The sequence below is a fragment of the Streptomyces sp. NPDC048504 genome (genome assembly GCF_043200035.1).
GTDB lineage: Bacteria > Actinomycetota > Actinomycetes > Streptomycetales > Streptomycetaceae > Streptomyces.
Map to the genome: position 1 here is coordinate 188,906 of NZ_JBICXA010000021.1, position 17,571 is coordinate 206,476.

The window sequence follows — 17,571 nt, forward strand, 5'->3', positions numbered from 1 at the left end:
TTCAGCGGGTGACGAGGACGTCGACGACGGCGGTGGTGCCCTCCGCCACGGCCTTGAGCGCACGCTCCAGCGCGGGCGCGAGAGCCTCGGGTGCGTCGACGGTCTCGGTGTGCATCCCGAACGGCTCGGCGAACGCGGCGAGTCGGGGCAGCCGGTGCAGATCGGTGCCGAGCCACTCACCGGTGTCGGCGGCGGCGCCCTCGGGGTAGAACCTGCGGTGGTTGAGGTTCATCGACTTGTAGACGCGGTTGTTGAACACCACGATCAGCAGCGGGAGTTCGTAGGCGTTGGAGGCGTCGTACGACGGGATGACCGGGTTGTACGTGAACGCGCCGTCGCCGATGGTGAGCACCACCGGGCGTTCCCGTGCGGCGAGTTTGACGCCGAGCGCGACCGCGATGCCCTGGCCGAGGCCGCCCTGGACGTAGAAGTACGAGTCGGGGTCGGCGGTTTGGACGTGACGCTTGACGACCCGGCTGTGCGTGATGGTCTCGTCGACGACGATCCCGCCCTGACCGTCCAGCAGCTTGCGCAGAGTCGCGGCGACGAGGATCGGGTCAACGCCCTCCGCCTGCGCAGCTTTTGTCTCGGCGCCGGCGATCGCAGCTTGCTCGTCTGCGTGCCGTCGTTCCTGGGCCGCACGGCGTACGGCGACGGACGCCTCGTCGAGGTCCTTCGCCCGCTTGGCCAGCTGACGCAGGGTGTTGGCGACGTTGCCTTCCAAGTACGTGTCGGCGAACAGGACTTGGTAGACGACGTGCGGGCGCTGCGGCACCTCGTCGATGACGACGACGGTCGCCTTGGAGGGACGGCGCGACGGCGGATAGAACGGGGCGCGGCAGTTGACGAGGAGGATCAGGTCCGCCTCGTCCATCCACGGGCCGATGTCGCTGCCGGCGTGCAGCGGGTGGGTGCGCGGGAAGTTGCCGCAGACCGCCGAGTCGGGCTCGACGACCGGGATGTTCCACGCCTCGGCGAAGGCGACGAGCGCCTCGAAACCGCCCGCCTCCCGCCCGGCCGTCTCCGTGACGATGACGGGGTTCGTCGCCTCGCGGATCAACTGGGCGACAGGATCGACCTCTTCCGGCGAACTGTGCGTCGAACCGGGCGGCACGATCGGCTTGGCCTCGCGCCCGTCCCACTCCTCCAGCAGGATCTCCAGCGGGACGTTGAGGTACGCCGGTCCCGCCGGGGCCCGCCAGGCCAGTTCCGCCGCCCGCGTCACCATCGTGGGAAGGGTGTGGACACTGGCGGCCTCGTTGGACCACTTGGTGAAGGGCTGCGCGATCTGGTGCGGGCCGCCCACGACGGACAGGTTGCGGTACCACTGGCCGCCGGGATCCTGGCCGGGGCCGTCGCCGTACGTGGTGGACTCCGAGGAGCTGACCACCATCGGGACGCCCGCGAGCAGCGCGCCGTGCACGGCCATCGAGCCCTGGAGCAGACCGGGGGCCGCGTGCAGCAGCACGCCCTGCGGCCGGCGCTTGACGAGGCCATAGCCGGTGGCCATGCCGACGGCGACGGTCTCGTGGGTCAGGTCCAGGTACTGCGGGCAGGGCAGTCCGTCGCGGTGCCGACGGGCGAGGGATTCCCAGACGGGGGCCCACTCGGAGCCCGACGAGCAGAAGACGTAGTCGGCGCCGACGGCGTTGAAGGCGGTGACGAGAGCGTCGCCGCCGTCGGCGTCCGGGGTGTTGGTGGTGTCGGTCATCTCTCGTGCTTCCTCAGCCCTCGATCGGCCAGTTCAGGACCTCGGAGATACCGCGGCCCATGATCCATTCAAGCTCCTCGGGCGTGAAGTCCCAGTGCTTGGTGAACTGCTCGATCGTGTCGGTGTACGTGATGCCGTGCCCCAGCAGCCGCGTGATGTCGGTGCCGTAGAAGCAGCGCTGCGGGCCCATCTTGTCGACCATCTCGCGGACGTACTTCTGGATGTTGTTGTTCGGGAACGGCTGCGTGGAGTAGCCCGGGAGCGCCGAGAGCTTCACGTAGATGTTCGGGTGGGCGGCGAGGTCGGCGGTCTCCGAGACCCAGTAGCCGATCGCGTCGTCGACACAGCGGGCCATGATGCCCATGTGGTCGATGATGATCTTCAGCTCGGGGTGCTTGGCGGCGATCTCGCCCAACTCCCGCTTCCAGATGGGCGCGTGGACCATCGTCGGGACGCGCAGTTCCTCGGCGATCGGCCAGTACCAGTCGTTGGTGCCGTCGATCATCCAGTTGCGGTCCTGTGGCCGGTGGAAGGTGAGGCGCGTGCCCTTCACATGCGGGTTCTGCGCGAAGTCCGCCAGCATCGCCTTGCCCTCTTCGGGCTTGTTCTGCGGGATGCGCGCCATGATCCCGAAGCGGTCCGGGTGCGCCTCGCAGGCCTCCAGGGCGTAGTCGATCCGGTCGCCCTCCCAGGACGGCGGCAGGATCAGGGCCCGGTTGACGCCGGCCTCGTCCATCAGCTCCAGGGCCTCCTCGTACGAGAAGGGGTCCTCGCGGTGTCCGTTGAGGCGGATGCGCTCCCGCGCGCCCGGGACCCAGGGGCGGTCCGGGGTCTCTTCCTTCCAGATGTGGATCTGCGTGTCGACAACGAACATGTCGTGAGCTCTTTCTCTCGAAGGTCTTGCGAAGGGGCCGGTGAGGTGGTGCTGCGGAAGGAACGCTAGGCGGGTCGCGAGGCCTTGCCGAGCCCCGGGAGCGCAAGCAGTAGTTGCGCGAAACACCGCTGTACGCAGGGCATTCTCAGGTTGCGGACGGGGCGCTGAACACGGCGCCGACGATGTGCTCGGCGATCGCCATGGACGCCGTGGCGGCGGGCGAGGGCGCGTTGCGTACGGCGGTGATCCGGCCGACCTGGTGGATGCGGAAGTCGTCCACGAGGGTGCCGTCGGGGTCCAGTGCCTGGGCGCGGACGCCCGCCCCGCCGCGTACGACGTCGGAGACGCCGACGCCCGGGACGTACAGCTCGGCGTCCTTCATGAAGGCCTTCGCGGACAGCGAGCCGCGGTACTCCTTGATGCCGGTCCGCCAGTGCTGGGCGGCCATCCTCCAGGAGCCGGGGTAGGCGGCGAGCCCGGCGAGGTCCTTCAGGGAGACGCGGCTGAGCTTGTAGCCCTCCCTCGCGAGGGCGAGGACGGCGTTCGGGCCGACCTCGACGCTGCCGTCGACGCGCGGGGTGAAGTGCACGCCGAGGAAGGGGTAACGGGGGTCGGGCACCGGGTAGATGAGCCCGCGCACCAGGTTCGTGCGGTCCGGCTTGAGGAGCATGTACTCGCCCCGGAACGGGATGATCCGCGGTTCCCTCTTGTCCTGCGCCAGCTTCGCCACGGCGTCCGAGTGGAGCCCCGCGCACAGGATCAACCGGTCGACCCGGACGCGCAGTTGGCCCGAGGCGACCTCGATGCCGCCGGGCACATTGGTGATGGACGTGACCGGGAAACCGAGCTTCACCTCGCCGCCGGAAGCCTCGATGTCCTTCGCGAACTCCCGGGCGATCGCCGGGTAGTCGGTGATCGCGGTGCGCGGCGAGTGCAGGGCCGCGATACCGCCGGCGTGCGGCTCCAGCTCCTTGATCTCCTCCTGGGAGATCTTGCGGAGTTCGGGCACGTGGTTGTTCCGGGCCCTCTCGTAGAGGCTCTCCATCCGGCCCAGTTCGTCCGGCCGTACGGCCACGACGAGCTTGCCGATCTCGTCGCACGGCAGCCCGCGGTCCTGGCAGTACTCGCGCAGGATCGATACGCCTCGGACGCACAGGTCGGCCTTGAGGCTGCCGGGTGCGTAGTAGATGCCGGCGTGTACGACCCCGGAGTTGTGGCCGGTCTGGTGGACGGCGACCTCGTGTTCCTTCTCCAGAACCACGACCCGGGTGCCGGGGCGGCGCAGGGCGATCTCGCGGGCGGTGGCCAGGCCCACGATGCCGGCGCCGACGATGCCGATCGTCTCGTCAGCCATCGGCATCCTCCTCTCTGTCGTACCGAATCTCTGTCGTACCGACGTTCTCAGGCGCCGAAGTGGACGGCGACGGTCTTGACGCGGGTGGAGAAGCGCAGGACCTCGTCGCCCTGCTCCTTGTAGCCCGTGCCGGAGTCGTGGAAGCCGCCGAAGGGCAGGTGCACGTCCCAGCCGGGGGTGGTCGCGTTGACCGCGATCTGCCCGCACTCGGCGTCGTCCGCGAAGCGGTAGGCGGAGGCGAGGTCCCGGGTGAACACCGCTGCCGCGAGCCCGAAGTCGGAGTCGTTCACGGCGTCGACAGCCTGCGTGAAGTCGTCCACGGCGCGCACGGCCAGGACCGGTCCAAAGACCTCCTCGCGCCAGATCGCCGTCTCGGCGGTGACGTCCGCGAGCACGGTCGGCTGGACGAAACACCCATGCGCGTGGTCGCCGTCGGTGTCCGCGTGGCCGCCGGTGAGAACGGTCGCGCCTTGTTCCACGGCCCCTGCGAGGTGGGCGAGAACGCTGTCGCGCTGCTTCGGGCTGGAGAGCGGGCACAGGGTGGTCGCCGGGTCGCTGCCCGGGCCGACCTTCAGCGCCTCGACCTCGGCGACCAGCAGCCGGGTGAACTCCTCGTACACCGGCCGCTCCACGACGACCCGGCTGGTGGCGGTGCAGCGCTGTCCGGCCTGGCCGAACGAGGCCGCTACGACCGTCTTCGCGGCGAACTGCAGGTCGGCGTCCTTGAGGACGACGGAGGCGTTCTTGCCGCCGAGTTCGCCCTGGAAGCGGACGTTGCGGTCGGCGAGGCGACGGCGGATGCGGTTGCCGACCTCGTTGGAGCCGGTGAAGGTGATGCCGACGATGCGAGGATCGTCGAGGAGCGCCTCCTCGATCTCGGCGGTGCGGCCCGTCACCACGTTCAGGACACCGGCGGGCAGGCCGGCGTCGTGCAGGGCGCGGGCGAAGTGCAGGCCCGACAACGGTGTCTCGGTGGCCGGCTTGAACACGGCCGCGTTGCCGGTGGCGAGCAGCGGGGCGAGCTTGCGGGCCGGGGTGATCAGCGGGTCGTTCCAGGGGCTGATCACGAGGATCACCCCGATCGGCTCGCGCTGGGTGTGTACCCGGGTGTCGGGGCGGGCGTCGTGCAGGAGGGTGCCGTAGCCCTGGCGGGCCAGGCCCGCGTAGTAGTCGAGGAAGTCGGCGGCCTTGAGGGTCTCGCCGCGGGCCTCGGCGCCGGTCTTGCCGTTCTCGGCGGTGACATCGGCCGCGATCTCGTCCACACGCTCGCGGATCAGCTTGGCCGCCTCGGTGAAGATCCGGGCCCGCTCGAAGGGGCTGGTGCGCTTCCATACGGCGAAGCCGCGCTCGGCGTGGTCGTAGGCGCGGGTGACGTCCTTGGCGGCGAGGGCGGGGATGCGCGCGAGGGGGGTGCGGACGTCGGCGGGGTTCTGTACCTCGATCCACTCGCCGGTCGTCACCCACTCTCCACCGGAGAGGGTTTCCAGGCTTCGCATGAAGATCACTTCCTTCGTCCGCCGCGGTGCGGGTCCGCGGTCTGCACAGTCAGCGGCCGCAGTGGGCCGGATGCGACAACACACCATGTGGGGGCGGTGCCACCAGCCCCGCGGAGGCAGGCATTGCTTGCGCCGCGCGCAGGTCGGCGGAGGGTTGATCCGTGCTGGAATCGGCGGGCCGGACAACGGCTGCCGACGCGCTGCCGGGAGCCGGGGATCCCTTGAGGATTCGGGGATCCGCCGAGGATTTCGACGAGGAGAGACACGACATGGCCTACGCAGTCATCGCCCGCTACTTCTGCGCGCCCGCCGACGAGGCCACGGTGCGCGCCGCGTTGCTGAAGGTGCGCGAGCTCACCCGTGCCGAGCCGGCGAACCTGGCGTACGAGGTGCACGCCGAGGCGGATGTTCCGGGGAGTTTCGTGCTGTACGAGCAGTACGCCGACCGGGCCGGTTTCGACGCGCACAAGGCCGCCGAGCACTTCGACGAGCTGATCGTGGAGACCATCTGGCCGCTGCTGACCGACCGCAGGGTGACGTTCGCCGAGGTGCTCCAGGTTTCGTGAGACCCCGCCGGGAAGTGCGTCTCCCGCGCTTCCCGGTCCGTACGTCAGAACTCGTTGCCCCAGACGTACCGCGCCACCGTCTCCACCAACTCGATCTTCCGGCGCTGCTGTTCGGCGCTCAGCAGCGGCCGGCTCGCCACGTCGGCGAAGCCCCGGGACGGTGCTACGGCGCCGTCCTCCAGGTCCTTGAACTCCCCCACGGCGTCGAGCCTGGCCATCACCGTGTCGATGTCCTCCAGCGCGGGCACGGTCGCGTCGACGACTCCCAGGCAGAAGTCGCGGTCCTCGGGAAGGGCCTTGACGAGGGCGAGTTCGGCCGGGGTGCCCTGGTCGAAGGGGAGGATCCAGCGGTCGGCGCCGATCTCACCGTAGAGCCGTTCGACGCGGGCCCAGTCGATCGCGGCGGGGGCGACCGGTCCGGGGGCGAGGCCGATCCGTACGCCCTCGGGGCGCTCGTCCAGGCGTACCGCCAGGGCGTCGACGGCGAGCGCGTCCGCGAAGGAGAGCGCGTCGGGGTCGGTCGGGTCGGTCCCCAACTGCCCCAGCAGAAGTGGGTTGTTGAGCTGGATCAGGCGGACACCCTTGGAGACCAGCAGCTCCATCTCGGCGAGGACGATCTCCGCGAGGGCCTCCCCCAACTCCCTTGCGGAGGACGGGCCGTGGCCGGGCTGGAACGTGGTGGCGGCGAGGTACGCGGGTGAGGGCAGCGAGGCTTTCGGTGCGGTCACCGTCAGTTCGGTGAGCCGCGCGGCCCAGGCCGCGAGCAGTGGGCCGTTGGCCTTCGGGAGGGACTCCGCGACCCAGCGGGGGAGGCCGTCGGAGTCCGTCTCGTCCGTGCGTCGGAAGCCTGATACTCCGTCAAGGACCGCGCTGCGGAAGTCCTCCCGGGGGAAGTCTCCGTCGGTGACGACGGTGGAGCGGAGCTTGCGCTGGAAGGCGACCGCGTCCTTGACCGCCTGGAGCTCCGCCTCCTTCAGGGCCTCGGGGTCGCCTGCCGCGCGGGCCGCCGTCAGTTCGGTGGGGCGGACCAGGCTGCCGTGGTGGTCGATGCGGTAGTTGAACGTGTCCGCCATGGGTCAGGCATCCTTTCCGGACGAGGGCAACGACGACGAGGGCGAGGCCGGCTTGCCGGCAACTCCCCAGGCGGCGAACTCCAGTTCGTAGCCGAGCGAGGCGAGGACCTCCTCGGCGATCTGCTGGTCCTCGTCGGCGGTGCCGCCGGCGATGCCGAGGCCGCCGATGATCTCGCCGTCCTTCTTGATGGTGAGGCTGCCTTCGGTGGCCATGATCGGCATGGCGGCGCCCGGGAGTTGGGACAACTGGGCGAAGAAGACCGGCTGGCTCTCCTGCCACTTCTTCAGCATCTTGCCGGGGCGCTGCATGATGGCCGCCGTGTACGCCTTGGCGCGGGCGATGTCCGGGGTGAGCGGGCGCGCTCCGTCCGGACGGCGGATGGCGATGGGGAAACCCCCCGCGTCCACCACGGCCACGCTCACCGCCTTCCCTATCGACTGGGCGCGCTTGTGGGCGGCGTCGATGATCTCCTCGGCGGCGTCCAGGGTGAGGCTGCTCATGCTGCTTCCTTCGGTGCGGTGAGGGTGCGGCGCAGGTGGGCGACGGCGGCGTTGTACTTCGCGGGCGTCTCCCAGTACATGGAGTGCGGGGCGTCCGGGACGATCTCCAGGTGCGAGCCGGGCAGCAGTTCGTGGGCGCGGGTCACGGTCTTCACGCTGAGCACCGCGTCCTTCTCGCCGGCCAGGAACGCGACCTTCACGCCGGAGTTCTGGATGTCGTCCAGGGTCGGGCCGTCGGTGTCGAGGTTGCGCAGGTCCTGCATCCTGGCGACGTTGAACGTGCCCATCTGCTGGAACAGGAAGGTGAGGTCGGCCCGCTCCTCCTGGAACCGCTTCGTCAACAGGCGGTCGATGACCGGGAGTTTGACGGCCTCGGCGCGGTCGGCGGCGGCCAGTTCCTTCAGCTCGGGGTGGCTGATGCCGCCCAGCGAGTGGCCGAGCACGACGGAGCCCACGCGCTCGGGGCGGAGCAGTCCGGCGCGGAGCGCGGCGACGGAGCCGATGGACTGACCGACCAGCATGGCGTCGGTCAGATCTTCTTGGTCCAGTACGGCGACGACGTCACCGGGGAAGTCCTGGCCGTCGAACTCGGGCCTGGACGAGTTCGGAGGGGTGGGTGCGTCGGACTTGCCGAAGCCGCGCAGGTCCACGGTGACGACCGTGAACTCCTCGCGCAGCGCGGCCACTTGCTGCCACCAGGCGGCGTGGTGGCCGCCGCTGCCGTGCACGAACAGGATCGCCGGACCGCTGCCGTGGCGCTCGTAGTAGATGGAGGTGCCGTCGGAGTCGGCGATGGGCATGGGGGTGAACTCCTGTACGCGGGTGGCTAGTTGGGGCGGCGGCCGTGGAAGACGAGCTCGATCATGGTGTGGTCGGGGTCGTGGATGTAGCAGAACTTCGACTGGTTCTCCGGGCGTTCGATCGGCCGGGTGTGCCGGATGCCCAGGTCCTTCAGGTGGGCGAGGAAGTCGTCCCAGTCGTCGACCTCGACGGCGAAGTGATAGGGCGCCATGCGCTCCATCTCCTCGACCGGGGTGAAGTGGAGGTCGAAGTTGCCGCGGGTCATCAGCACCACGCGGGTGTTGGACTTGGGCATGATGCGCTTCATCCCGAAGACCTTCGTGTACCACTCGGCGGTGCGGTCGGGGTCGGTGGTGGGGAAGTTGACGTGGTGGATGGAGCGGGGTGCGCTGCTCATGACGGATTCCCTTCGCTGTGTACGGGGTTGGACAGGACGCCGATGCCGCTGATCTCGATGTCCACGGTGTCCCCGGGTTCGAGTTGGCAGGTGGACTCGGCGCCCATCCACAGCACGTCCCCCGGGTGCATGGTGATGTGCTTGGTGAGTTCGACGATGTGGTCGAACGGGTCGAAGACCATGTCGCCGGTGGCGAACGAGGCGCGGACCTCCCCGTTCACACGGAGGGTCGTGGTCTGCGCCAGGGCGTCGACGTCGGTCTCCATCCAGGGACCCATGGGCTTGAACGTGTCGCTGTTCTTGCTGCGCCAGAAGGAGCGGTCCTGGTGCTGCCAGGTGCGGGCGCTCACGTCGTTGCCGATGGTCCATCCGAAGACCGACTTGCGGGCCTCGTCGTAGGAGGCGTGCTTCAGGGTGCGGCCGATCACGGCGACGAGTTCGGGCTCCGCCTCGAAGCGGCCCTCGACCTCGGCCGGCTTGACGATGGGCGAACGGTGGCCGGTGAGCGCGTTGTTGGCCCGGTAGCCGACCTCGGGGCGGGTGGGCGTCTCGGCGCGGGCGTGCGCGATGTGCCGCGGGTAGTTCATGCCGACCGCGTAGAACACGGGCGGTACGACGACGGGCAGCCAGCGGGCGTCGGCGACCGGCACCGTGCCGAGGACCGAGGGGTCGCCGTCGAGGGGGGACTCGGACAGCAGCTCGATGCGCTCCTCCCCCACGCGGCCCCACACCGCCCGGCCGCCGACCTCAACTCGCGTGTACCTCATGGCGGTTCAGCCCGCCAGCAGGTGCGAGACGCGCTTGGTGATCAGGTAGGCGTCGAGGGCTTCGGGGCCGCCCTCCCTGCCGTAGCCGCTCTCCTTGACGCCGCCGGAGGGGGCCTCGGCGACGGAGCCGCCGCAGTGGTTGATGGAGAGGATGCCGGCTTCCAGCGCGTCCGCGAGCTTCTCGGCGGTGGCGGCGGACTCAGTGAAGCCGTAGGCGGCGAGGCCGTAGGAAAGGGAGTTGGCGAGGGCGAGGGTCTCGTCCAGGTCGGTGAAGGGCACGATCGGGGCGAGCGGGCCGAAGGGTTCCTCGTGCATCAGCTGCGCGTCCGTCGGTACGTCGGTGAGGACGGTCGGGGCGTAGAAGTAGCCGGCGCGGTCGAGGCGTTGGCCGCCGGTGAGCACCTTGGCGCCGCGTTCGACGGCGTCGGCGACCAGCGTCTCCATGGCTTGCAGTCGGCGCTCGTTGGCGAGCGGGCCCATGGTGGTGTCGGCGTCGAGGCCGTCTCCTACGGTGACTTGCTGGGCGGCCTTCACGAACTCGGCGGTGAACTCCTCGGCGATGCTCGCGTGGACGAAGAAGCGGCTCGGTGAGGTGCACACCTGGCCGGCGTTGAAGAACTTCGCCTGCGCCGCCTTGCGGGCGGCCTTAACGGGGTCGGCGTCGGCGCAGACGATGACCGGGGCGTGGCCGCCGAGTTCCATCAGGGTGGGCTTCATGACCTCGCCGGCCTGGGCGGCGAGAAGCTTGCCGACCGGGACCGAGCCGGTGAAGGCGACCAGGCGGATCTGCGGCGAGGGGATCAAGTGGGCGGAGACTTCGGCTGGTTCACCGAAGACGAGGTTGAGGACACCGGCGGGAAGTCCCGCGTCGGCGTAGCAGGCGACCAGCGCGGCGGCGGTGCCCGGTGTCTCCTCGGACGCCTTGATGACGATCGAGCAGCCGGCGGAGAGAGCGGAGGAGAGCTTGCGGTTGGGGCCGCCGACGGGGAAGTTCCACGGCACGAACGCGGCGACGGGGCCGACCGGTTCGCGGCGGACCGTGAGCAGGGTGCCGGGCGCGGACGGGATGATCCGGCCGTAGGCGCGGCGGGCGTCCTCGATGTGCCAGCGCAGGGTGTCGGCGGTGCGCAGGGCCTCGGTGGTGCCCTCGCGGAGGGGCTTGCCCTGTTCCTGGGCCATGATCCGGCCGATGTCGGGGGCGCGTTCGGTGATGAGGTCGGCGGCGGCGTGCAGGATCGCTGAGCGCTTGGCGATCGGAGTGTTCCGCCAGGTGCGGAAGCCCCCGGTGGCCGCGTCGAGGGCGCGGTCGAGGTCGGCGGGGGTGGCGAGGGGTACGTCGCCGATCACCTTCGCGGTGGCCGGGTTCACGATCGGGGCGGTCCGTCCGGTGCCGCCCTGGCACCACTCGCCCGCGATGTACATGCGGACGGCGGGGTAGCCGTGGTCGGAGGTCATGAGTGGGTGCCCTCTCAGGCTGGGGAGGAGAGTCAGGTGGCGGGGGCGTCCTGCTGGTCGCGGTTGGAGCGCAGCGCCCAGATGTGGTGCGGCGGGGTGGACTCGTGGACGCGGGTCTCGTAGGTGTCGTCGACGCGGTCCATGTCCGCCGCGTACTCGACGCGGCCGCCGCACGGGGCGTGCAGGAAGCGGAAGACGTTCGAGCCGACGGTGTGGCGGCCGAGCTTGCGGGCCTCCCGCCAGCCGCGCTCGATCATGTAATTGCCGCCCTCGATGACGTCGTCGAAGCCGGGGACCTCGTAGGCGATGTGGTTGACGCCGGCGCGGTCGGGGCGGTGGCACAGCAGCATGGTGTGCTGGTCGTCGTCGCCCGGTGCCTGCATGAACACGCCCATCGGTTCGACGATGTCGGTGGCCCGGAAGCCGAGCCGCTCGGTGTAGAAGGCGACGGCTTCCTCGCGGCCCTCCTTGACGATGTTCAGCGCGACATGGCACATGCGCAGCGGGAAGGCCCGGGTGAGCGGTTCCAGCGCGGTGTTCCAGCGGTCGACGCTGCCCGAGACGTTGACGGGGCGGGGGGTGACGTCCGCGTTCTTCGGGCGGGCCAGGGTGAGTCCGACGCCGAAGCCGCTCTCGTCCACGGTGTGGTGGACGCCGTCGGCGCTCTCGTGGACCTTGCGGTCACGGCCCGCGGCGGCGACCAGCCGGGCCAGTTCCTCCGGGGTGTCGACGCCCCAGACCACCTCGCGGATGGTCGGACCGGCCTCCACCGCCGGCGGCAGCAGGGGGCCGGGCACGGTGTCCAGGTGGAGGGTCTGCCCGGTGAGGGTCTCGAAGACCGCGTGCTCCTCGGTCCGTTCCAGCAGGAACAGCCCGAAGTCGCCGAAGAAACGGACACATTCGTCTACGTCGTCGATCCCGTAGGTGACGGATTCGATTCTCTGGATTCCCATGGATGCCTCGTTTCGCGGGTCGCCCGGCGAGCCTAGATTTCGGGGCGGGAAGGCCTCAATGGTCCGGGCTCGTCTGAATTCGCAATCGTTTCTTGCGGCTAGGGCCTGTCCGGCGGATCAAGTCGCAGGAAATCATCGGTGCCTAATCAGCACCGGTGAGCGGGGTGTGGCGCGTGCAGCTGCAAGGCGGCGGAGGGCGGCAACGCGATGGGGGTCCCCCCGCGCGAGGTCGTTCGAGCGTGGGGGAGTCGACAACCGACGACAACGCCGCTGGGGGTCCCCCCACGCCTTCAAGGCAGTGGGGGAGTGCGTGCCACACCCCGCGTCCGCTACAGGATCCGCCGGACAGGCCCTACGACTCGATGGCCGGAATGGGGTTCTGCGAGAACCATTCGGCGAGGAAGTCCAGGAACACGCTGACCTTGCGCGGGGTGGCCTGGCCGGGGCCGTAGATCGCGAACAGGGGGCGGTCGGGGACCGCCAGTTCGGGGAGCAGGACCTTCAGGGCGCCGGTCATCAGGTCGTCGTAGGCCGGGCGCTGGGGCAGCAGGGCGATGCCGCGGCCGTGGACGGCGGCCTTCTGGAGGGCGATGTACGAGTTGGACGAGAAGGCGATGTTGCGGATCTTGTGCAGGGTGGAGGCGTGGCCGTGGCCGATGCGCCAGACCGGGTCGTTGACGTGGACGAGGCAGTCGTGGTGGGCGAGGCCGTTGGGCTCGGCGAGCGGGCCGCCGCGCTCCAGGTACTTCTCGGAGGCGCAGAGCACGAAGGGCAGCGAGGCGATCTTCTTGAGGCGGACGCTGGAGTCGCGCAGGTCGCGGGTGTGGAAGGCGACGTCGAAGCCGCTGTCCAGGAAGTCGTACGTCCGGTCGGACATGCCGCCCAGTTCGAAGCGCACGTGGATCTTGGGGTGGGCGGCGGAGAAGGCGGCGATCGCGTCCCCGAGGTCCAGGCTGCCTATCCACTTCGGGCAGATGATGCTCAGGGTGCCCTCGGCGCGGTCGTGGAGGTGCGAGATGACGGCGTCCTCGGCCTCGATCTCGTCGAGGATGCGGGCCGCGAACTCGGCGTACTTCAGCCCCGGTTCGGTGAGGCTGACCGAGCGGGCGGTGCGGTTGACCAGGCGGACGCCCACCTGTCGCTCCAGCTCGGCGACGTGCCGCGACACGAGTGAGCCCGACGATCCCAGCTTCTTCGCCGCGCCGCTGAAACTCCCGGCCTGCGCGACGGTGACGAAGCTGTGCATGAGGAGCAGTCGATCCATGATTCCTCCGGAGGCCCACATGTGCCAGGGGTGGGCCCCGGCGGCGGTGCCGGTCGTACTGACGGGTCCGACCCCGGCCGGGATGTCCTGGTGGCGGCTCCACTTGGACATTCCGGCGATGTGACGGACAGGCGGCTCGGACAACACTGAGACAGGTGTCGCTCCCGGCACCGGACTCCGTCTACTTCGGGCAGTACTGGGGGGCCTTGCTCAGGTTGTCCTTGGTCACCAACAAAAGAGGAATGTTGGCAATTTTGTCAACCTTTTTCTTGGCCAACAGACCGACCGCGTTCTTCACTGCGGTCTGTCCTATCGCCATGGCCGAGTTGGCCACGGTGGCGGAGAGCCGTCCGTCCTTGACGGCGGCCAGGCCCTCGTCCGTGCCGTTGACGGTCACGATCTTCACGTCCTTCTTGCCTGCCGCGTCGAACGCCTTGCGGGCGGCCAGCGCCATGTCCTCGGAGGCGACGAACGCGTACCGCAGGTCCGGGTGGGCCTGGATCATGTTCTCGGCGACGTCCTGTGCCTTCACCGGGTTGAACATGCCCGGCTGGTTCGCGACCACCTTCGCGGTGCCGGGCAGCGCCTTGGTGAAGCCGCCCACGAGGAGGTCGGAGGCGGCTCCGGGCGCACCCGCGATCACGCCGACCTCGACGCTCTCGCCGCCCGCGTCGGTCGCGACCCAGCCGGCATCCAGGGCGCCGACCTTGGTGAGGTCCACGACGGCCGCGCCGAGGATGTCGTTCACGTCGCTGGTGGCCACGGAGGTCACATAGATCGGTATGTCCGCGGCCTTCGCCTTGGCGATGTCGCCCTTCAGCGCGTCCACGTTGACCGTCTGCACGATCAGCGCGCTCACACTGCGCGAGGTCATGTCCTCGATGTTGGACAGCTCGGTGGTGGAATTCTGGTGCGAGTTGGCGGTGAAGACCTTGGCGTTCTGCGTCTTCGCCTCCTGCTCGACCGCTTTCTGGAGACAGCTGTGGAACTCGGTGTCACCGCCGTTGACGAACCCGAGGGTGACATCGCCGGAACTCCCGCTGTCGTCGCTCGTGCCGCAACCGCTCAGTACGAGAGTGGTGCCGGCGAACGCGGCGAGCACGGATCTGCGGGAACGGAGCGAAATTCTCATGGTGAACCGCCTTTTCTGAATGCAGTCTTTGTGGATGCGGCAGGGAGCAAGGCCGGTCAATGACGTGCGGAACGTGCCTTGTGCATCTCGTTGGCGACGGCCGCGATGAGCAGCACCGCGCCGACGGAGACCGACTGGTAGTTGCTGGAGACCTGGAGCAGGTTCAGCGCGTTGGCGACCACGCCGAGGAGGACCACGCCGAGCGCGGTGCCGACGACCGTGCCGTAGCCGCCGGCCAGGGCGGTGCCGCCGATGACGACCGCGGCGACGGCCTGGAGCTGGAGCGGGAGTCCGCCGGTGCCGGGGCTGCTGCCGCTGAGCCGGGACAGCAGCATCAGTCCGGCCAGGCCCGACAGGGCCCCGGTGAGGGCGTAGAGCGAGAGCTTGCGGGCCGTGACATTGATGCCGCTGAGCCGGGCGACGTGTTCGTTGCCGCCGATGGCGAAGGCGTCGCGGCCGAACACGGTGAACCGCATGACCAGGGCGGTCGCCACCAGCACGAGGATCGCGACGACCAGCAGGTACGGCACCCCGAGGATCTTGTTGTTGCCGAGGGCGAACATCTTGGTGCCGATGGAGACGCTGACGCTGTCGAGCACGAGCAGAGCGACGCCGTCCAGCAGCGTGGCCGTCGCCAGGGTCGCGACGAACGGAGCCACGTTCGTGAACGTCACGACCACTCCGTTGACCAGACCGATCAGGGTGGCCAGCACCAGCGAGACCACGACGGTGAACGCGGTGGAGTGGCCGTGGGCCAGCAACTGCGCCCCGACCGCGGTCGTCACGGCGACGTTGCTGCCCATCGAGAAGTCCATGCCGCCCGCGGTCATCAGCAGCGTGAGTCCGGCCGCGATCACGGCGACGACACTGACCTGACGCAGGATGTTGATCACGTTCGTGTCGGTCGCGAACGAGTCGGTCCGCATCGAGGTCGCCACGATCACGACGATCAGGACGGCGATCAGCCCGGTGTGCGGGGCCCCGCGCAATGCCGCCGACGAGAAGCGGGAACGGGCTCTCCCGGGTGGTTCGTCGACGCCGGGGGCGTCGGGAAGTGTCTTGACGCTCAATGCGGTTGACTTCCGAGGGCGGTGGCGACGAGTTCGTCGTGGGTGATGGCGTCGGTGTGGTGCTCGGCGACCGTCCGGCCGGCGCGGACGACGACGACCCGGTCGGCGAGGCGCATGACCTCCTCGGCGGACGAGGACGCGAGGAGTACGGCGACACCGCGCGAGGCGAGGTCGTCGACGAGGGCGTGGATGTCGGCCATGGCCGCGATGTCGACCCCGTTGGTGGGGTCCTCCAGGAAGCAGGCGACCGGCTCGGTCTGCAGCCACTTGGCGAGCAGCACCTTCTGCTGGTTGCCCCCGGACAGCGCGCCCACCGGCGGGTTCCCGGCGAGCGCGACCACGCCGTAGCTACGGCGCAACGGGGCGGCCCGGCGGGCGAGTTGAGCACGTCGGTGGGTACGGCGGCGGGCGAAGCGGTCGCCGGCCAGCATCAGGTTCTCGTCCAGGGACAGCTCCGGGACCAGGCCGAGGGCCCGGCGGTCGCCGGTGATGCAGCGCAGGCCACTGGCGAGCGAGGAGTGAACTCGGCCGAAGGGCACCGGAGTTCCGTCCACGGCGAGGTGGCCGGTGTCGGGGCGGCGGCGCCCGGACAGCAGGTCGAAGAGGCGTGACTGCGCGTCCCCGGCCGGTCCGAGCACGGCGACGATCTCGCCCTTGCGCACCTCGACGGTGAAGTCCCGTACGGCCCGTCCGTCGGTGAGGCCGCGCACCGTGAGCCCTATCTCGCCCTCGGGGGCGGGCCGCCCGGACCGCTGCGACACGACGTCCCGGCCGACCATGCTGCGGACGAGACCTGCGGTGTCGAACTCGGCGGCCGGGGCGCTGCGTACGACCGCTCCGTCCCGCAGGACCGTGACCCGGTCGGCGACGGCCAGCACCTCGTCGATGTAGTGCGAGATGTAGACGACGGCCACGCCCTCGTCGCGCAGGGTGCGCACCAACTCCCTTGTCTGCTGCGCCGCTTCGGCGCTGAGACAGGCGGTCGGTTCGTCGAGGACGAGGATGCGGCCGCCGCGCCGGACCTCGCGGGCCACCTCGACCATGGTCTGTTCGGCGACGGTGAGCGAACCCGCGGTCCGCCTGACGTCGATGTCGATGCCGAGGGCCTCAAGTGCCTTGCGGGCTTCGGAGTTGACCGCCTTCCAGCGCACGGCCCCGCCGCGCGTCGGCAGGTCGCCCAGCATCACGTTCTCGGCGACGGTGAGCCCCATCGCCAGTTCCCGGCGCTGGGGCACCGACGCGATGCCGAGCCGGCGCGCCCTGCGGACCGTAAGTCCGTGCTGCGCCTGCCCGTTGACCTCGACGGTGCCGGAGTCGGCCTGGTGAACCCCCGAAAGGACCTGCACCAGCGTCGACTTGCCGGCCCCGTTCATGCCCATCAGCGCGTGGACCTCGCCCGGGTACAGGTCGAGGTCCACGCCCTTGAGCGCGGCCGCGCCACCGAAGCTCTTGGTGACCCCCCGGACGCGAAGTACCGCTCCTCCCCCCGGAGTTGTCACGGCCGTGACTCGGTGCCGTCGGCGCCGTCGGAGCTGTCCGGGGCGACACGGCCGTAGCCGCGGATGTCCGGGAACGGGGGTTCCTTGTCGGCCTGGAGGTCCACCTGGAAGGTGTTCAGGCACATGCCGAGCATGGTGAAGTTGCCGAGCGCGCCGATGGTGTCGACCAGGCCCTTGGAGCCGAAGTGCTCCAGCGCGGCGGCGAAGTTCTCGTCGGTGACGAAGTGGTCGTCGAGGATCTCGCGGCAGAACCGGTAGAAGGCCTGGTCGGCCTCGTTGTCGAAGACGGCCTCGCGCTTCTCGGCGATCGCCTTGACCGCGGCCTCCGGAATGCCGGCCTCGATGGCCTGGTGCACATGGGCGTTCCAGGAGTACTGCGCGTCCCAGTTGCGGGCGGCCATCAGCAGCGTGAGTTCGCTCAGGTGCTTGGGGAGGCTGGAGTCGAACCGGGCGAAGGCGCCGAGGGATTCGGCCCGTTCGCACATCTCCGGGCTGTGCAGCCAGACCCGGAAGGGTCCGCGGACCCCGCCGCGCCGGCCGGCGATGCGGGCGGCCAGTTCCTGCTGGCGCGGGTCCATTTCCTCTTCGGTCAGAACGGGGAGCCTCATGGGGCCTGTACCTGCCTTTTCTTTCCGGCGCGTTACGTGCACGGTTCGTG

At 69.7% G+C, this 17,571-nt stretch carries 17 protein-coding genes; 1 reads left to right on the plus strand and 16 read right to left on the minus strand.

Annotated elements, in window-relative coordinates:
- Position 1: 1 nt before the first annotated feature.
- From ACGFY9_RS41225 to ACGFY9_RS41240, 4 genes are all read right to left on the minus strand, one after another.
- Complete coding sequence (locus ACGFY9_RS41225) at positions 2–1,711, minus strand: thiamine pyrophosphate-dependent enzyme (protein ID WP_393763094.1); 1,710 nt, start codon at positions 1,709–1,711, stop codon at positions 2–4.
- A 13-nt stretch (positions 1,712–1,724) separates the two neighbouring features.
- Positions 1,725–2,585, minus strand: coding sequence for an amidohydrolase (locus ACGFY9_RS41230; RefSeq protein WP_033282910.1), 861 nt, complete (start codon positions 2,583–2,585; stop codon positions 1,725–1,727).
- A 145-nt stretch (positions 2,586–2,730) separates the two neighbouring features.
- Positions 2,731–3,939: an L-2-hydroxyglutarate oxidase gene (lhgO, locus tag ACGFY9_RS41235; protein WP_393763096.1), complete on the minus strand. Its 1,209-nt coding sequence runs from the start codon at positions 3,937–3,939 to the stop codon at positions 2,731–2,733.
- Positions 3,940–3,986: 47 nt separating this feature from the next.
- Positions 3,987–5,435 (minus strand): aldehyde dehydrogenase family protein, encoded by a 1,449-nt coding sequence (locus ACGFY9_RS41240; RefSeq protein WP_393763098.1) that lies wholly within the window; start codon positions 5,433–5,435, stop codon positions 3,987–3,989.
- A gap of 269 nt (positions 5,436–5,704) precedes the next feature.
- Here ACGFY9_RS41240 and ACGFY9_RS41245 point away from each other — a divergent pair, with 269 nt between their 5' ends.
- Complete coding sequence (locus ACGFY9_RS41245; RefSeq protein ID WP_393763100.1) at positions 5,705–6,001, plus strand: putative quinol monooxygenase; 297 nt, start codon at positions 5,705–5,707, stop codon at positions 5,999–6,001.
- Positions 6,002–6,045: 44 nt separating this feature from the next.
- Here ACGFY9_RS41245 and ACGFY9_RS41250 read toward each other — a convergent pair whose 3' ends face one another.
- The 12 genes from ACGFY9_RS41250 to ACGFY9_RS41305 form a co-directional block, all read right to left on the minus strand.
- Positions 6,046–7,074, minus strand: coding sequence for a methionine synthase II (cobalamin-independent)-like protein (locus ACGFY9_RS41250; RefSeq protein WP_393763102.1), 1,029 nt, complete (start codon positions 7,072–7,074; stop codon positions 6,046–6,048).
- A 3-nt stretch (positions 7,075–7,077) separates the two neighbouring features.
- Entirely contained in the window at positions 7,078–7,575 is a 498-nt protein-coding gene (locus ACGFY9_RS41255) for a heme-binding protein (RefSeq protein WP_393763104.1), read from the minus strand.
- On the minus strand, positions 7,572–8,375 hold the full coding sequence (locus ACGFY9_RS41260; RefSeq protein ID WP_393763106.1) for an alpha/beta fold hydrolase: 804 nt from the start codon (positions 8,373–8,375) through the stop codon (positions 7,572–7,574). The genes ACGFY9_RS41255 and ACGFY9_RS41260 overlap by 4 nt, the downstream gene beginning before the upstream one ends.
- 26 nt (positions 8,376–8,401) lie before the next feature.
- The gene (locus tag ACGFY9_RS41265) at positions 8,402–8,773 is read right to left on the minus strand and encodes a VOC family protein (protein ID WP_393763108.1); all 372 of its coding nucleotides are present in this window, start codon (positions 8,771–8,773) and stop codon (positions 8,402–8,404) included.
- Positions 8,770–9,540: a fumarylacetoacetate hydrolase family protein gene (locus ACGFY9_RS41270; protein ID WP_393763110.1), complete on the minus strand. Its 771-nt coding sequence runs from the start codon at positions 9,538–9,540 to the stop codon at positions 8,770–8,772. Before ACGFY9_RS41270 ends, ACGFY9_RS41265 begins: the two co-directional genes overlap by 4 nt.
- 6 nt (positions 9,541–9,546) lie before the next feature.
- Positions 9,547–10,995, minus strand: a complete 1,449-nt coding sequence (locus ACGFY9_RS41275) for an NAD-dependent succinate-semialdehyde dehydrogenase (protein ID WP_393763112.1) — start codon at positions 10,993–10,995, stop codon at positions 9,547–9,549.
- A gap of 32 nt (positions 10,996–11,027) precedes the next feature.
- The gene (locus ACGFY9_RS41280; protein WP_393763114.1) at positions 11,028–11,948 is read right to left on the minus strand and encodes a VOC family protein; all 921 of its coding nucleotides are present in this window, start codon (positions 11,946–11,948) and stop codon (positions 11,028–11,030) included.
- 352 nt (positions 11,949–12,300) lie between these two features.
- Complete coding sequence (locus tag ACGFY9_RS41285; RefSeq protein ID WP_393763196.1) at positions 12,301–13,212, minus strand: LysR family transcriptional regulator; 912 nt, start codon at positions 13,210–13,212, stop codon at positions 12,301–12,303.
- Between the two features lie 181 nt (positions 13,213–13,393).
- Positions 13,394–14,344: a sugar ABC transporter substrate-binding protein gene (locus ACGFY9_RS41290; protein WP_393763116.1), complete on the minus strand. Its 951-nt coding sequence runs from the start codon at positions 14,342–14,344 to the stop codon at positions 13,394–13,396.
- 56 nt (positions 14,345–14,400) lie between these two features.
- On the minus strand, positions 14,401–15,414 hold the full coding sequence (locus ACGFY9_RS41295; RefSeq protein WP_393763118.1) for an ABC transporter permease: 1,014 nt from the start codon (positions 15,412–15,414) through the stop codon (positions 14,401–14,403).
- Positions 15,411–16,913 carry a sugar ABC transporter ATP-binding protein gene (locus tag ACGFY9_RS41300; RefSeq protein ID WP_393763120.1) on the minus strand — a complete coding sequence of 501 codons (1,503 nt, stop codon included), beginning with the start codon at positions 16,911–16,913 and terminating at the stop codon, positions 15,411–15,413. Before ACGFY9_RS41300 ends, ACGFY9_RS41295 begins: the two co-directional genes overlap by 4 nt.
- Positions 16,910–17,491: a carboxymuconolactone decarboxylase family protein gene (locus ACGFY9_RS41305; protein WP_393763198.1), complete on the minus strand. Its 582-nt coding sequence runs from the start codon at positions 17,489–17,491 to the stop codon at positions 16,910–16,912. Before ACGFY9_RS41305 ends, ACGFY9_RS41300 begins: the two co-directional genes overlap by 4 nt.
- Positions 17,492–17,571 lie beyond the last annotated feature (80 nt).

Bases quoted from the DNA above. Each gene is read 5' to 3' on its own strand.
- ACGFY9_RS41225 (WP_393763094.1), bottom strand. From the start codon at position 1,711: ATGACCGACACCACCAACACCCCGGACGCCGACGGCGGCGACGCTCTC.
- ACGFY9_RS41265 (WP_393763108.1), bottom strand. From the start codon at position 8,773: ATGAGCAGCGCACCCCGCTCCATCCACCACGTCAACTTCCCCACCACC.
- ACGFY9_RS41245 (WP_393763100.1), top strand. From the start codon at position 5,705: ATGGCCTACGCAGTCATCGCCCGCTACTTCTGCGCGCCCGCCGACGAG.
- ACGFY9_RS41260 (WP_393763106.1), bottom strand. From the start codon at position 8,375: ATGCCCATCGCCGACTCCGACGGCACCTCCATCTACTACGAGCGCCAC.
- ACGFY9_RS41270 (WP_393763110.1), bottom strand. From the start codon at position 9,540: ATGAGGTACACGCGAGTTGAGGTCGGCGGCCGGGCGGTGTGGGGCCGC.
- ACGFY9_RS41280 (WP_393763114.1), bottom strand. From the start codon at position 11,948: ATGGGAATCCAGAGAATCGAATCCGTCACCTACGGGATCGACGACGTA.
- ACGFY9_RS41275 (WP_393763112.1), bottom strand. From the start codon at position 10,995: ATGACCTCCGACCACGGCTACCCCGCCGTCCGCATGTACATCGCGGGC.
- ACGFY9_RS41290 (WP_393763116.1), bottom strand. From the start codon at position 14,344: ATGAGAATTTCGCTCCGTTCCCGCAGATCCGTGCTCGCCGCGTTCGCC.
- lhgO (WP_393763096.1), bottom strand. From the start codon at position 3,939: ATGGCTGACGAGACGATCGGCATCGTCGGCGCCGGCATCGTGGGCCTG.
- ACGFY9_RS41240 (WP_393763098.1), bottom strand. From the start codon at position 5,435: ATGCGAAGCCTGGAAACCCTCTCCGGTGGAGAGTGGGTGACGACCGGC.
- ACGFY9_RS41305 (WP_393763198.1), bottom strand. From the start codon at position 17,491: ATGGACCCGCGCCAGCAGGAACTGGCCGCCCGCATCGCCGGCCGGCGC.
- ACGFY9_RS41230 (WP_033282910.1), bottom strand. From the start codon at position 2,585: ATGTTCGTTGTCGACACGCAGATCCACATCTGGAAGGAAGAGACCCCG.
- ACGFY9_RS41255 (WP_393763104.1), bottom strand. From the start codon at position 7,575: ATGAGCAGCCTCACCCTGGACGCCGCCGAGGAGATCATCGACGCCGCC.
- ACGFY9_RS41285 (WP_393763196.1), bottom strand. From the start codon at position 13,212: ATGGATCGACTGCTCCTCATGCACAGCTTCGTCACCGTCGCGCAGGCC.
- ACGFY9_RS41250 (WP_393763102.1), bottom strand. From the start codon at position 7,074: ATGGCGGACACGTTCAACTACCGCATCGACCACCACGGCAGCCTGGTC.